Here is a 14,956-nt window from a genome sequence, read left to right as displayed (position 1 = left end):
ATGCGAGGGCCGTGACAGACTCCTAGCCGTCGCGCGGATCGAATTGGTTGACGTCTCCTCGAGGGGCGACATGACGACGTTCGAATTCTCCGGCCACAGGCTCGATCTGCACAGGGGCAGGCTGCAGAGGGGCGGGCACGACGTCGACCTGCGCGCCAAGTCGCTCTCGCTGCTTACCTACCTGCTGGAAAATGCCGGCCGCGTCATCGGCAAGGACGAGCTTGTCAATGCGGTCTGGCCGAACATCGCCGTTTCCGACGATTCGCTCACCCAATGCATGAAGGACATCCGCAAGGCGCTCGGCACCGAGGCCGATGGCCTGATCCGCACCGTGTTGCGGCGCGGCTATGTGATCGACGAGGAGCGCGTGCGCCGCCTCGAGGATCGGGTTGCCACCGCGGCCGGGGAGGGCAGCGCCGACGACAGGCCGTCGATCGCGGTGCTGCCCTTTGAGAATCTCAGCGGTGACCCGGCGCAGGACTATTTCGCCGACGGCATGGTCGACGAGATCACCACGGCGCTGTCGCGCATGCGCTGGCTGTTCGTCATCGCCCGCAATTCGAGCTTCGCCTACAAGGGCGAGGCCGACGGCGTGAAACGGGCCGGAGCCGAACTCGGTGTGCGCTACGTGCTGACCGGCAGCGTCCGCAAGGCCGGCGATCACATCCGCCTCACCGGACAGCTCATCGACTCCGCTTCCGGCAAGACGATCTGGGCCGACCGCTACGACGGCATCATGGCCGATGTGTTCGACCTGCAGGACCGGCTTGCGGAGAGTGTCGTCGGCGCCATCCAGCCGTCCATCCTGTCGGCCGAGATCGAGCGTTCGCGGCGCAAGCGGCCGGAAAGCCTCGCCGCCTACGACTACGTGCTGCGCGCCTTTCCGCTCACCTGGTCGCTCGAGCGCGCGCAGAACGAGGAGGCCGGGAAGCTGCTTGAACGCGCGATCGCGATCGAGCCGGATTATCCGCTGGCGCTTTCGCTGCTGGCCTGGTGCCATCTGCAGCGCGCAGGCTACCGCTGGACCGAAACGCTGGCCGCTTCCCGCGAGGAGGGCCTGCGCCTGGCGCAGAAGGGCGCGGCGCTCTCCGGCGACGACCCGATGGTGCTTGCCGTGCTCGGCGCGGCGCATTCCTTTGCCCGCGACTACGATGTCGCCGACATATATCTGGCGCGGGCGCGCGCGCTTGATCCGAATTCCGCCTGGGCCTGGCTGCGCAGCGCCTGGCTCGATGTCTATCGCGAGCGGCCCGAGGCGGCGATCGAGAAGTTCGAGCATTTCGAACGGCTGAGCCCGCGCGACCCGATGGGCTACATGGCCGAGATCGGCATCGGCGCCGCGCATTTCGTCGCCGCGCGCTATGACGAGGCGGTGGCGCTGACGCAGCGCGGCCTTAGCCAGCAGCCGGGCGCCTGGTGGGGACTGCGCCTGTTGGTCACGGCGTTGGTTCATGCCGGTCGCAAGGACGAGGCACGGCACGCTTGCCGCAGGCTCATGGAAACCTACCCGGGCCTCACCGTTGCCAGGGTTGGCGACGCCTCGCCCTTCGACGCGGGCACGAGCGAACGCATCGCCGCCGGCCTGCGCGAGGCCGGCCTGCCGGACTGACCATGATCCGGAACCAGATCCGGTGCGGGGCTTGCGCCGGTGCTCAGCATTCGCGGCAATGGCGGCGATCTGCCACCACTTGCGCCAGGACCTCTGTCGGGTCGCGGTCGACGGGCAAGGCGAGGGCGTTCTCGACATCGCAGCCGGTGAGCCCGATATCGCGGCGCTCGCATTCACTCATGGCGGCCAGGAAAGCGAGCTGGCTGCGCGCCTTCCAGAATCGCGGCAGCCACAGCAGCGTCCATTTCACCGCCGCGCACAGCCGGAAAAACAAGGAGAGGGAAGGGCGCCGCCCGTAGCCGGTTGCGGCACCGATGAAATGATCGATCGTCGTCATGGCGTTTGTCTCCGTGCTGGACATGGTTGCCTCCTGTTGTGATCTCCTGCATTCGGCACAGGCTTGGACTGCGCTGGTTGCAGCGATCTCGCTCACGCGTTGCGGCTTCGGTTTCTTGCCACCTTCATCGTTGAGTGCGAGATTGCGCCTCTTCGAAATGCGTGTCCGGAAAGCGGCCTGAAAGAATGCTGACGAAGCTCTGAAAATTGCGAGGAGCAGACAGTCGCGATGAACGCCGAGCCACAGCCGATCTACCGCTTCGCTGGCTTCAGCCTCGACATGGGCGCCGGTGTCTTGCGCAATGGTTCGGGCGAGATCGCACTGCGGCCGAAATCGCTCGACCTGCTGATTTTTCTTATCTGCAACGCTGGCCGGCTGGTGTCGAAGGACGAGCTCCTGCATGCGGTGTGGAGCGACGTCATCGTCACCGAGGATTCGCTCACCCAATGCATCAGCGATATCCGTCGCGCGTTGGACGACAAAGCGCAGACCCTGATCCGCACCATGCCGCGCCGCGGCTACATGTTCCCAGGCGAAGTGCTAGAGGGACCGCCAGCTGTCGATGCGCGTCCGTCGCCTCAGCTCCCCGATAAGCCCTCGCTCGTCGTGCTTCCGTTCGAGAACCTGTCGTCAGACCCCGAGCAATCCTACCTCGCCGACGGCACGGTAGAAGAGATCACGGCGGCGCTAGCGCGCATTCGCGGCCTGTTCGTCATGTCGCGCAACTCGGCCTTTGCCTACCGCGGCCAGGCGCTCGATCTACCGCGTATCGGCCGCGAGCTCGGTGTCCGCTACGTGCTGGAAGGAAGCGTGCGTCGGCATCTCGATCAGCTCCGCATCTCAGCCAGGCTGATTGAGGCCGAGACCGGCAGCCTAATCTGGGCGGAAGGCTTCAAGGGTGACATCGCGGACGCGTTTGCGCTGCAGGACAATGTGACGGCGGGTGTCGCCGGCGCCATTCTGCCATCGATCCAGATGGCTGAAATCGAGCGTGCGCGCCGCAAGCGGCCGGGCGACCTGCAAACCTACGATCTGGTGATGCGCAGTCTGCCGCATGTCTGGGCGCTCGGCCGCCAGGACAACGCGATCGCCATCGAGACTCTGGAGAAGGCTTTGCTGGGTGATCCCGACTATCCACTGGCCCTGTCGCTGCTGTCCTGGTGCCATGCCCAGCGCAGCGTCTACAATTGGTCGACCTCGCCGGAGGCCGACCGGCGCCGTGCGCTGGGACTGGCGGAGCGATCTGCCGAACTCAACGGTGAAGATCCATTTTCCCTGGCCGTGCTCGGCGCTGCCCACACCGTGTCGAGCAATTTCGTCACTGCAGCCGCGCTGCTTGAAAAGGCGTGTTCGATCGATCCCAATTCGGCCTTCGCCTGGAACAGGAGCGGCTGGGTTGCAGCCTACAGGGACGATGTTGAGCGGGCGGTCGAATGCTTCGAGCGGTCGTTGCGACTGGGGCCGTTCGATCCCATGGTTATACCTGTCATTTGGGCCTGGCAGTCGTGCATTTCAGCGCTGGGCGGCCCGGTCAGGCGGCGGACCTGTATCTGCGTGTCCTGGCGGAGCATCCGAACGCCTTGTGGATCCTGCGTACGCTGATCCCAGCTCTTGTCGAAGCGGGACGCCTCGACGAAGCCCGGCAGCATATGGCGCGTTGTCAGCGCGAATATCCGGAACTCACCTTGCGGGCGGTTCGCGACTCGATGCCCTTTAGAGTCGAAATTCTCGACCGACACGAAAACGCGCTGAGAAGCCTTGGAGTGCCGGAGTAGAGGACCATTTGCCGGATTAGCATTCGGAGAATGGATTTGGGGGCCGAAGCCCCACCTTCCGTTCCAGAGACGAACCATTGCTTGCAGGCAGCCGGTTTGACGCACCTGCAATCGCTCTGTCTCGACCACAAAACGTCAAAAAAGTATCAGTCACATGGACAGACCGTGGTGGCGGCTGCAACAATTGCCGCCTAAGCTTTGATCACTGCGGAGAGCGGCATACGCGGCCTGCGGGACAAGGCACTGCAACTGGTCGCACGACCGGACCGGCGCCGGGAGGAACGAAGATGAATCCGGACTTGGAAGTTGTCCAGATCAGACGAGGCGAGTCGTTCAAGGCGTGGGCCCACGGCTACCCCTTTCACACCGTGCGCTGGCACTTCCATCCCGAATACGAAATCCATCATGTCGTCGCCACGTCAGGTCGCTATTTCGTCGGAGACTTCATCGGCGAATTCGAGCCAGGCAACCTCGTGCTTACCGGTCCGAACCTGCCGCACAATTGGGTCAGCGACGTGCCGGCCGGCGTTTGCGTGCCGCTGCGCGGCCGCGTCGTCCAGTTCTCGCAAGAATTCATCGCCGACGCCACCACTGCACTTCCCGAGCTCGCCGGCTGCACCGGCATCCTCGAGCTCAGCCGCCGCGGCGCACTGTTTTCGGCTGCCACGGCAGAACTTGCCGGGCCGGTGCTGGCCGAACTGGTCGAGGCGCAAGGCGTGCGCCGCATCGCGCTGTTCATGGAACTCATCGATATTCTGAGCCGCGCCGCCGATGTGCGGACGCTGACCAGCGCCAGCTACCTGCCTGACCCCTCCGGCTTCATGTCGGCCGGCGTCAACAAGGCGCTTGCCTACATCAACGCGCATCTGACCGAGCCGTTCAGCGAAAGCGACCTTGCCGCCATTGCAGGCCGCAGCCCCAGCGCCTTTTCGCGCAGCTTCCGCCGCCACACCGGCATGGCGCTGGTCCAGTATGTCAACCGGCTGCGCATCAATCTCGCCTGCCAGCTGCTGATGAGTGAGGACCAGATGTCGATCACCGAGATTTGCTACGCCGCCGGCTACAACAACATCTCGAATTTCAACCGCCAGTTCCTGGTGCAGAAAGCCATGTCGCCTTCGCGCTTCCGGGCCTTGCTGGCGGAAAACATAAGCGCGGAGATTGCCGCCTAACAGGGAGGACCGGGAGGAGCCTGAACATTTGCAGAAGGAAAGAACGCGGGGTGCGTTGGAGGCGCTCCGTGCTGGAGATCGCTTGTCCTGAAATCCAGCAATATCAAGAGGATAGAACCAGAACAGAGCGATGATCCAGGCGGATCCCGCCGATGTTTCGGGCAAAAAATCCTCTCAACTGTTCGACTTGCAGTCAAGGGCCCGGGCGCTGGAAATGCGCGTCAGGCCCATCGTGAAACCATTTCTTGAAACGGAGACATTCGAATGACCAGATTTGCTTGGAAATCGACCGGTGCAGCAGCACTGGCACTCTCTCTGCTGAGTGGCACCGCCGCCTTTGCCGCCGAGGTCACCGACGCCACGGTTGCCTTCCTGATGCCCGACCAGGCCTCGACGCGCTACGAGCAGCACGACTATCCCGGCTTCGTCGCCGAGATGAAAAAACTCTGCCCCGGCTGCAAGGTGCTCTACCAGAACGCCGATGCCGACGCCTCGCGCCAGCAGCAGCAGTTCAACTCCGTCATCTCGCAAGGCGCCAAGGCGATCGTGCTCGACCCGGTCGACTCGACCGCGGCCGCCTCACTGGTCAAGCTGGCGCAAAGCCAGGGCGTCAAGGTCATCGCCTATGACCGGCCGATCCCGACCGCTCCGGCCGATTTCTACGTCTCCTTCAACAATGAAGGCATCGGCAAGGCGATCGCGGATTCGCTGGTCGAGCACCTGAAGGCGCTGAAGGTCGATCCCGCCAGCGGTGGCCTGCTGCAGATCAACGGCTCGCCGACCGACGCGGCCGCCGGCCTGATCAAGAAGGGCATCCATTCGAGCCTCGACAACAGCGGCTATCCGATCCTGGCCGAGTTCGACACGCCGGAATGGGCGCCGCCGAAGGCACAGCAGTGGGCGAGCGGCCAGATCACTCGCTTCTCGACCAAGATCCTCGGCGTCGTCGCCGCCAATGACGGCACCGGTGGCGGCGCCATCGCCGCCTTCAAGGCAGCCGGCGTCGATCCGGTGCCGCCGGTTACCGGCAATGACGCGACCATCGCCGCCTTGCAGTTGATCATCGCCGGCGACCAGTACAACACCATCTCCAAGCCGAGCGAGATCGTCGCGGCGGCTGCCGCCAATGTCGCCGTCAAGCTGCTGTCGGGCGAGACGCCGAAAGCCGAAATGACGCTCTACGACACGCCCTCGCAGCTGTTCACGCCGGCGGTGGTGACGCAGGAAAACCTCAAGGCCGAGATCATCGACAAGAAGATCAACACGGCCGCCGAACTTTGCGTCGACCGTTATGTCGAAGGCTGCAAGAAGCTCGGCATTGCCAACTGACAATGCATGTCGCCCAAAAGTGCCCAGCGGTTTTGGGATAACGACATGCATAAAAGGAAGACGTAGAATCCGATCTGGACTTCCGGCCGTCTTGCGGCGGCCGGAAGTTCACAGCCACTCTTGACCGGCCCTCCGGAAAGGCTTGCCATCCATGACCGACATTTCTGACGGACCGGTTGCCACAGGCGAGCTGGTGCTCAGCCTGCGCGGCATCTCGAAGAATTTCGGCGCCGTTTCGGCGCTCACCGATATCGACCTCGACGTGCATGCCGGTGAGGTGGTGGCGCTGGTCGGCGACAATGGCGCCGGCAAGTCGACGCTGGTCAAGATCCTCGCCGGCGTCCACCAGCCGAGCTCGGGAACGATCAATTTTCGTGGCCGGCAAGTGACGATGCCCGACCCCAGTGCGGCACTGACGCTCGGCATCGCCACCGTCTTCCAGGACCTGGCGCTGTGCGAGAATCTCGACGTCGTCGCCAACATTTTTCTTGGCAAGGAGCTCAATCCGCTGCGGCTCGACGAGGTGGCGATGGAGATCCGCGCCTGGACGCTGCTCAACGAATTGTCGGCGCGTATTCCGAGCGTGCGCGAGGCGGTCGCCTCGCTGTCGGGCGGCCAGCGCCAGACCGTGGCGATTGCCCGCTCGCTGTTGCTCGAACCGAAACTCATCCTGCTCGACGAGCCGACCGCCGCACTCGGTGTCGCCCAGACGGCGGAGGTGCTGAACCTGATCGACCGCGTGCGCGAGCGCGGCCTCGGCGTGCTGATGATCAGCCACAATATGGAAGATGTGCGCGCCGTCGCCGACCGCATCGTCGTGCTCAGACTCGGCCGCAACAACGGCGTCTTCGAGCCCGACGCCTCGAACCAGGAACTGGTCAGCGCCATCACCGGCGCCTCGAACAATGCGGTGTCGCGCCGTGCCGAGCGACGCAGGCTGGAGCAAAAACCCGGGCAAGAGCACAAGCAGGAGCAGAGGCCATGAGCGCGGAGCCCAAGCACGACACCTCGGCGTCGACGGCGCTCGACCGCAGCGATGTGCGCGTCAAGCACGCAACAGGGGTTGGCGGCACGATCAGCGCCTTCCTCGACCGGGTGCGTTCCGGCGATCTCGGCTCGCTGCCGGTGGTCGTCGGACTGGTGATCATCTGGACGGTGTTCACCACGCTCAATCCGGTGTTCGTCTCCTCGAGCAACCTGGTCAATCTCCTGTTCGACTGCTCGACCGTCGGCGTCATCGCGCTCGGCATCGTCTGCGTGCTAATGGTCGGCGAGATCGACCTGTCGGTCGGCTCGATCAGCGGTTTCGCCTCGGCCCTTGTCGGCACGCTGTGGGTCAACCAGGGCTGGCCGGTGGCGCTCGCCATCCTTGCCGCAGTCGCCTTCGGCGCGCTGATCGGCTCGCTCTATGCGCTGCTGTTCAATCGGCTTGGCATGCCGAGCTTCGTCTCGACGCTGGCCGGCCTGCTCGCGGTGCTTGGGCTGCAGCTCTATATCCTCGGCTCCACCGGTTCGATCAATCTGCCTTACGGCTCGAACCTGGTGAATTTCGGCCAGCTCTTGGTCATGCCCAAATGGATGTCCTTCGCACTGGCGGCCGTTCCCGGCATCGTCATGCTGATCACTGGCCTGCGCACCGTCAGCCGCCGCCGTGCTGTCAACCTGTCGGCGCCGTCGGCGAGCGGCCTGGTCGTAAAGGTCGCAGCCTTGACCATCGTGCTCGAGCTGATCGTCGCCTATCTCAACCAGGCGCGTGGCATTCCGTGGATGTTCGGCCTGTTCGTTGGCCTGGTCGTGGCGATGAACTATGCGCTGACCCGCACCAAATGGGGTCGCTCGATGACTGCCGTCGGCGGCAACCGCGAGGCGGCGCGCCGCGCCGGCATCAAGGTGCGGCTGATCTATCTCAGCGCCTTTGCGATGTGCTCGATGTTCGCTGCCCTCGGTGGTGTGCTGTCGGCCGCACGGCTTGCCTCGGCCAGCCAGCAGGCCGGCACCGGCGACGTCAACCTCAACGCCATCGCGGCGGCCGTCATCGGCGGCACCAGCCTGTTCGGCGGCCGCGGCAGCGCCTATTCCGCACTGCTCGGCATCATCGTCATCCAGTCGATCGCCAGCGGGCTGACCTTGCTCGATCTGTCATCGTCGCTTCGCTACATGATCACCGGCGCCGTTCTGGCGATCGCGGTCATCGTCGACTCCCTGGCGCGCCGCTCGCGGGTTTCCCACGGCCGAGCCTGAACCCAGCAACAGGAATAAGAAAATGGCTCAGGATTTGAGTGGAAAAGTCGCGGCAATCACCGGCGCCGCATCGGGCATCGGGCTGGAATGCGCCCGGGCGCTGATCGCCGCCGGCGTACGCGTCGTGCTGGTCGACCGCGCCGAGGACAGGCTGAAGGAGGTTTGCGCCGAGCTTGGACCTCAGGCGATCCCGGTGGTGGTCGATCTGATGCAGCCGTCGACCGTCGCGACGATGATGCCGCAGATACTCGACAAGGCCGGCCAGCTCGACATTTTCCATGCCAATGCCGGCGCCTATGTCGGCGGCGAGATCCTCGGCGGCGACCCCGATGCCTGGGACCGCATGCTCAACCTCAACATCAATGCGGTGTTCCGCTCCGTGCACGCCGTGCTACCGCACATGGTCGAGCGCAAGACCGGCGACATCATCGTCACCAGTTCGATCGCCGGGCTCGTTCCCGTCGTCTGGGAGCCGATCTACACCGCCTCCAAGCACGCGGTGCAGGCCTTCGTCCATACGGTCCGCCGCCAGGTCGCCAGGCACGGCCTGCGCGTCGGCGCCGTGGCGCCGGGGCCGGTGGTGACAGCGCTGATCAGCGACTGGCCGAAGGAGAAGCTCGACGAAGAACTGGCCGCCGGCGGCCTGATGCAACCCGCCGAAGTCGCCGAAGCCGTGCTGTTCATGTTGACGCGCCCGCGCAACATCACCATCCGGGATCTGGTGATCCTGCCGCAGAGCAATGATCTGTGAGGGGAATAGGGGAGTAAGGGAGTAGGGGAGTATGTAAACAAATTGGCACATTCGGCCGATGGTTCGCAGACTACTTTACCTACTCCCGTACTCCCCTATTCCCTTACTCCCCTAAAGCAGAGGTTTCCCATGCCTTCCCATTTCCTCGGCATCGATGTCGGCACCGGCAGCGCCAGGGCAGGGGTGTTCGACGCTGAGGGCACCATGCTGGCGTCGGCCAAGCGCGACATCGCGCTGTTCATCGAGCCCGGCGAAATCGCCGAACAGTCGAGCGAGGACATCTGGCGCGCGGTCTGCGCCAGCGTGCGCGAAGCCGTGGCGAAGTCCGGGCTTGGCCCGCGCGACATTGCCGGCATCGGTTTCGACGCGACCTGCTCGCTGGTGGTGGTCGGGCAGGGCGGCGTGTCGCTGGCCGTCGGCAGATCGGGCGACAGAGAGCGCAACATCATCGTCTGGATGGATCATCGCGCCCTCGACCAGGCGCAGCGCATCAATGCCGGCAAGCATCGCGTGCTCGACTATGTCGGTGGCACCATCTCGCCGGAGATGGAGACGCCCAAGCTTTTGTGGCTGCGCGAAAACCTGCCCGAGAGTTTTGCCGCGGCCGAGCATTTCTTCGACCTGACCGACTATCTGACCTGGCGCTCGACCGGCAGCCTGGCGCGCTCGATCTGCACGGTCACCTGCAAATGGACCTATCTCGGTCATGAGCGGCGCTGGGATGAGGCCTATTTCCGCGCCATCGGCCTCGGCCAGCTCGCCGACGAAGGCTTTGCCCGGATCGGCACCGAGATCGTCGAGGGCGGCACCGCACTTGCTCAAGGGTTGACCGCGACCGCTGCCGACGAACTCGGCCTGCTGCCGGGAACGCCGGTCGCGGCCGGGCTGATCGACGCCCATGCCGGCGGCGTCGGCACTGTTGGCGGCAAAGGAGATGTCGGCACGCTGCAGTCGCGCATGGCCTATGTCTTTGGCACCTCGGCCTGCACCATGGCCAGCACCAGCGAGCCCGCTTTCGTGCCCGGCGTCTGGGGTCCTTATTTTTCCTCGATGGTGCCGGGCCTGTGGCTCAACGAGGGCGGTCAGTCGGCGGCGGGTGCGGCGATCGATCATCTCGTCGCCTTTCACCCGGCCTCGACTGAGGCATCCGAAAAAGCCAAGGCGGAAGGTCTCGGCCTGACCGCCTGGCTCAGCCGGCAGGCGGCAACGAAGTCAGCTGACCCGTCCGCGGTGGCGGGCCTTGCCGAAGGGCTGCATGTCGTGCCGGAATTCCTCGGCAATCGCTCGCCCTTCGCCGACCCTGAGGCCAAGGCACTGATCGCGGGACTGGGTATGGACAGTTCCCTCGACAGCCTGGTCTCGCTCTATGTCGCCGGTCTGCTGGGCATCGGCTATGGCGTGCGCCAGATCGTGGCGGCGATGGCGGGGAAGAACATAGCGATCGACACCATCGTCGTCAGCGGCGGTGCCGCGCAGAGCGAACTGGTGCGCCAGCTCCTGGCCGACACCACGGGGCTAACGGTCGCCGGATCGACATCGCCCGAACCGGTGTTGCTCGGCTCCGCCATGCTGGGCGCAGTGGCGGCAAAAACCTATCCGGACGTGATATCGGCGATGACCGGCATGTCGCGCATCGGCGAAATCTATCGTCCGGCCGGGGGAATCCTGAAAGCCTGGCACGACAGGCGCTTCACTGCCTTCGAGCTGCTGCAACAGGCAGGGCGCGCAATCCGCGGCTGACCCGATCCGAGGCTCAACGCGCCGCGTCGGCTTGCTGATCGGCGTCGGTAAGGGTCTGGAGAAACGCGACGATGTCGTCGATCTCGGGATCGGTCAGCGCGGGTTTGTCGCCTGGTTTTTTGCCGAAGGGCGGGTCCTGGTTGAGGTTGGGCCAGTAAGCCTTGGGCAGGTCATCATTCTTGCGAACCGTGCCATCGGCGGCCTTCGGATACCAGCGGCCGGGGTCGGTATCGCGGCTCGCATAGAAGGCGACGGCGTCGCGCAACGAGTGGAAATAACCGTTGTGGAAGAAGCTCTTGCGCAGCGCGACGTTGCGCAATGTCGGCGTGCGGAACAGGCCGCAATACTCGGGCCGGGCCTTGAGGTCGATGCGCAGCGGGCCGCACAGGCCGAGGTCGAAGTAGGTCGGATCGGCGTTGGCGGAAAGTGCCGGATTGCGCGGCACACCGATGCCGAGGAAACCATAATCGGTGAACTGCGGCGGCTCGCCGTCATTGGCGGGATCGCTGAGGTGGCAGCTGGCACAATTGCCCTTGGCCTCGTCCTCGAACAAAGCGCGCCCGCGCAATTCCTTTGCGCTCAGCGTCGCCTTGCCGGTGAGAAAGGCATCGTAGCGACTGGAATAGGGATAGAAATCGGCGGCACTCTGCTCGAACGTGCCGAGCGCTTCGGCAGCCGCGTCGAAGGCATCGTCCGGATGGTCGAATACCTGGTCGCCGAAGACCGCTTTGAAGTCGTCGGCGTAGGCGGCTTTGCGCAGTGCCGCAGTGACATCGCCGGCAGTTTTGTTGGCCATCTCGAACGGCGACAGCAGCGGGATCTTCGCCTGGTCCTGCCCGCGATCGACACGACCGTCCCAGGTCAGGCCGCCGGTCGCACCATTGTCGACGCTCTCGTCGCCTTCGTCGTCGGAATCGTAAAAGTGCTCGGTGAAGGCAGGCGTCGCCTGGAGATAGCGCAGCGACGGCACGGCGCGCAGTCCCGGCTGGTTCATCCCAGGCCCGCCCATTTCGACAGGTGTGCCCGAGGCCGGACCAAACGCGTGCCTTGGATCATGGCAGGAAGAACAGGATTGAAGACCCGAAGCCGACAGCGATGGATCGAAGAACAGTTTTCGGCCAAGCGCGGTCAAGGCCGTCGCCCTGGCAAAGGCTTGCGCGCGCGACAGCGGCCCGGGATGGACGCCATCCGGTTCGGCCGTGTTTCCCGGCGCCATCGCGGCGAGGCCAAGCACCGACGCCGCGACGACCGCGATCGTCTGGCTTTTCCATCGTCCAGCAATCATGTGGCTCAGCCTGATTTTCGTTGCGGAAATAAGGAAGCACTGCAACAGATTGATGACCGGTTCCCACACTCACGTAACCGTGTTCGCAAAGGTCGAAACTGTCACAAAGGTGACAAGGCATCGAAGTACCTGCATGCCTGTGGTTCGTCGCCCCCGGCCATGCATTTGCCCCTCTAGCCACCACCCAGCCATGAGGTATTTCCATGTCGAGGCTCAAGTTCTTCAATTCGCTTTATCTGGCCAGCTCAGCGCTGGCTTCCTTCACCGCGGTGGCCAGCGCCGCTCCCGCCGGCTACGACAAGATCGATACCGTCGTCGTCATCTATGCCGAGAACCGCAGCTTCGATAATCTTTATGGCGGCTTCCCCGGCGCCAATGGCCTCTCCAACGTGTCAGCCGACCAGGTGCGCCAGCTCGACCGCGACGGCAAGCCGCTGGCCGAATTGCCACCCGCCTGGGGCGGTCTGACGGGCAAGGGTGTCACCCCGCCGGTGACCGAAGCGCAGACCGCGCATCTGGCCAATGCAGGCTTCGCCATCGACGATCCCAACGGCTTCAATCTGAAGACGTCGGTCATCACCCGCGACCTCTGGCATCGCTTCTACCAGGAGCAGATGCAGATCAATGGCGGCCGCAACGACAAGTTCGTCGCCTGGGCCGATTCGGGCAGCGTCGTCATGGGCCACTATGACGGCTCCGTCCTGCCGATGTGGGCGGTGGCGAAAAAATACGTGCTGGCCGACAATTTCTTCCAGGGTGCCTTCGGTGGCTCCTTCATCAACCATTTCCAGCTCGCCTGCGCCTGCGTGCCGGTCTATCCGCACGCCGACACCAGCCCGATCAAGGATCAGATCGCGGTTGTGGACGCCGACGGCAAGACGCTGAAGGTCGCCGACAACTCGCCGCCGTCGGCGCTCGGCGGCGCGCCGAAATTCGTCAATGATGGCGCCATCACGCCTGATTTTTACGCGGTCAACACCATGCAGCCGCCCTATCAGCCGAGTGCCAACAAGCCGGCCGAAGGCGGCGACAAGGCGCTTGCCGACCCGGCGGCGCCGACCACGCTGCCACCGCAGCACGAGATCACCATCGGCGATCTCCTGTCGCTGCGGGGCATCGCCTGGGCCTGGTACTCCGGCGCCTGGCAGGCCGCGCTCGGCGGCAAGAATGCGACGCCGGTGCCGAACTTCCAGTTCCATCACCAGCCCTACAATTACTTCGCCGCCTATGCGCCCGGCACGGCTGCCCGCGCCGAGCATCTGAAGGACGGCGGCCTCGACGGTGTGGCGTTCATCAAGGATATCGACGATGGCAAACTGCCGGCGGTGAGCTTCTACAAGCCGCAGGGCAATCTCAACGAGCATGGCGGCTATGCCGATGTCGGCAGCGGCGACCAGCATCTCGCCGACATCGTTTCGCATCTGGAAAAAAGCCCGCAATGGGGCCACATGCTGGTCGTCGTCACCTATGACGAGAATGGCGGCTTCTGGGATCATGTCGCGCCGCCGAAGGCCGATCGCTGGGGACCGGGCAACCGCATCCCGGCCTTCATCATCTCGCCCTATGCGAAAGCGGGAACCGTCGATCACACGCAATACGACACGGCGTCGATCCTGCGCTTCATCACCGCGCGTTACGATTTGCCGGTGCTTCCCGGCATCGTCGCCCGCGACAAGGCGTTGCGCAACAACGACCAGCCGCCAATGGGTGATTTGAGCGCAGCGCTCGATCTCAGCCGCTAGACCGGTCCGGACGGTTTCGTTCTTTCACACGGTCCAGAAATAGCGGACCGTGTGAAAGAACACCGGGGCGGCGAAGACCAGGCTGTCGGCGCGGTCCATCATGCCGCCATGGCCTTCGATCAGATGGCCCCAGTCCTTGACGCCCTGGTCGCGCTTGATGGCCGACGCGACCAGCCCGCCAAGAAAGCCCATCAGGCAGGCGATGAAGGCGACGCCGGCCGCCTGCAGCGGCGAGAACGGCGTCAGGAACGACAGCAGCGCGCCAAGGAGGCTCGAGGCCGCCAGCCCGCCGACCAACCCTTCCCAGGTTTTTGACGGCGACACGGTCGGCGACAGAAGGTGTTTTCCGAACAGCTTGCCGAAAATGTATTGCAGCACGTCGCTGCCTTGCACGGTGATGATCAGGAAGGCGATGAGCAAAAGGTTGCGGCCCTCGAAGCCGGGTACGTTGAGCGTCAGCAGCGCCGGCACGTGGCTGACGAAATAGACCGAGATCATGATCGCCCATTGCTGCGCCGAAACGCGCTCGAGGAAGCGCTCGGTGTCGCCATTGAGCGCGGTGATCGCCGGCATCAAAAGAAAGCAGTAGACCGGAATGAAAATGGTGAAGAGCCCGTACCAGGCGGTCCACACCAGCCAGTACTGGAACGGGATGATGATGCCGAACATGCCGAGCAGCACCCAGTGGTCGCTGCGCCGGCTGTGCGTCAGAGTCACGAATTCGCGCAGTGCTGCAAACGAGATCAGCGCAAACAGGATGGTCATGCCGGTGCGGCCGAAAAAGAAGGCAACCGTGATCGCCACCACCATCACCCACCAGGCGTTGATGCGCTGGTTGAGGTTGGTAAGCCCCGAGGACAGCGGCTTGGGCGCCCGCCACGACAGGATGCCGGCGACGAGGCTCGCAGTCGACAGCACGCCGACCAGGCCAATTACCAGGATCATGGTTTCATGCATCGGCGGCAGCGAAAGTGG

General features: G+C 64.3%; 13 protein-coding genes. 10 read left to right on the top strand and 3 right to left on the bottom strand.

From position 1 onward, the window contains the following. The first annotated feature begins 70 nt into the window (after positions 1–70). Positions 71–1,609 carry a winged helix-turn-helix domain-containing tetratricopeptide repeat protein gene (locus AC1DXU_RS08600; protein WP_477366993.1) on the top strand — a complete coding sequence of 513 codons (1,539 nt, stop codon included), beginning with the start codon at positions 71–73 and terminating at the stop codon, positions 1,607–1,609. 43 nt (positions 1,610–1,652) lie between these two features. On the opposite strand, the gene AC1DXU_RS08595 is transcribed toward AC1DXU_RS08600, so the two are convergent. Next, positions 1,653–1,970, bottom strand: a complete 318-nt coding sequence (locus AC1DXU_RS08595) for a hypothetical protein (protein WP_477366991.1) — start codon at positions 1,968–1,970, stop codon at positions 1,653–1,655. 204 nt (positions 1,971–2,174) lie between these two features. On the opposite strand from AC1DXU_RS08595, the gene AC1DXU_RS08590 reads away from it, so the two are divergent. The 8 genes from AC1DXU_RS08590 to AC1DXU_RS08555 all read left to right on the top strand — a co-directional run bounded on the left by AC1DXU_RS08590 (position 2,175) and on the right by AC1DXU_RS08555 (position 10,954). Beyond that, positions 2,175–3,548: a winged helix-turn-helix domain-containing tetratricopeptide repeat protein gene (locus tag AC1DXU_RS08590; protein WP_477366988.1), complete on the top strand. Its 1,374-nt coding sequence runs from the start codon at positions 2,175–2,177 to the stop codon at positions 3,546–3,548. Next, complete coding sequence (locus AC1DXU_RS08585; RefSeq protein WP_477366985.1) at positions 3,452–3,721, top strand: tetratricopeptide repeat protein; 270 nt, start codon at positions 3,452–3,454, stop codon at positions 3,719–3,721. The genes AC1DXU_RS08590 and AC1DXU_RS08585 overlap by 97 nt, the downstream gene beginning before the upstream one ends. Positions 3,722–4,008: 287 nt before the next feature. Beyond that, on the top strand, positions 4,009–4,893 hold the full coding sequence (locus AC1DXU_RS08580) for a cupin domain-containing protein (RefSeq protein ID WP_477366982.1): 885 nt from the start codon (positions 4,009–4,011) through the stop codon (positions 4,891–4,893). A gap of 264 nt (positions 4,894–5,157) precedes the next feature. Beyond that, a complete protein-coding gene (locus AC1DXU_RS08575) occupies positions 5,158–6,222 on the top strand; it encodes an ABC transporter substrate-binding protein (protein WP_477366979.1) in 1,065 nt (354 codons plus the stop codon). Positions 6,223–6,373: 151 nt separating this feature from the next. Beyond that, positions 6,374–7,207, top strand: a complete 834-nt coding sequence (locus AC1DXU_RS08570) for an ATP-binding cassette domain-containing protein (protein ID WP_477316629.1) — start codon at positions 6,374–6,376, stop codon at positions 7,205–7,207. After that, the gene (locus tag AC1DXU_RS08565; protein ID WP_477366976.1) at positions 7,204–8,463 is read left to right on the top strand and encodes a sugar ABC transporter permease; all 1,260 of its coding nucleotides are present in this window, start codon (positions 7,204–7,206) and stop codon (positions 8,461–8,463) included. The genes AC1DXU_RS08570 and AC1DXU_RS08565 overlap by 4 nt, the downstream gene beginning before the upstream one ends. Before the next feature lie 22 nt (positions 8,464–8,485). Beyond that, positions 8,486–9,214: an SDR family oxidoreductase gene (locus AC1DXU_RS08560; RefSeq protein ID WP_477366973.1), complete on the top strand. Its 729-nt coding sequence runs from the start codon at positions 8,486–8,488 to the stop codon at positions 9,212–9,214. 129 nt (positions 9,215–9,343) lie between these two features. Continuing rightward, on the top strand, positions 9,344–10,954 hold the full coding sequence (locus tag AC1DXU_RS08555; protein ID WP_477366970.1) for an FGGY-family carbohydrate kinase: 1,611 nt from the start codon (positions 9,344–9,346) through the stop codon (positions 10,952–10,954). 13 nt (positions 10,955–10,967) lie between these two features. Here AC1DXU_RS08555 and AC1DXU_RS08550 read toward each other — a convergent pair whose 3' ends face one another. After that, positions 10,968–12,170, bottom strand: a complete 1,203-nt coding sequence (locus AC1DXU_RS08550) for a cytochrome-c peroxidase (protein ID WP_477368906.1) — start codon at positions 12,168–12,170, stop codon at positions 10,968–10,970. A gap of 272 nt (positions 12,171–12,442) precedes the next feature. Between AC1DXU_RS08550 and AC1DXU_RS08545 the strand changes: the two genes are divergently transcribed. Continuing rightward, positions 12,443–13,981: an acid phosphatase gene (locus AC1DXU_RS08545; protein WP_477366967.1), complete on the top strand. Its 1,539-nt coding sequence runs from the start codon at positions 12,443–12,445 to the stop codon at positions 13,979–13,981. 24 nt (positions 13,982–14,005) lie between these two features. Here AC1DXU_RS08545 and AC1DXU_RS08540 read toward each other — a convergent pair whose 3' ends face one another. Further along, positions 14,006–14,938: a phosphatidate cytidylyltransferase gene (locus AC1DXU_RS08540; RefSeq protein WP_477278190.1), complete on the bottom strand. Its 933-nt coding sequence runs from the start codon at positions 14,936–14,938 to the stop codon at positions 14,006–14,008. Between the last annotated feature and the right edge of the window lie 18 nt (positions 14,939–14,956).

This window comes from Mesorhizobium sp. P3_A10 (assembly GCF_056403175.1).
This window is presented reverse-complemented; position numbering and strand designations above follow the sequence as displayed.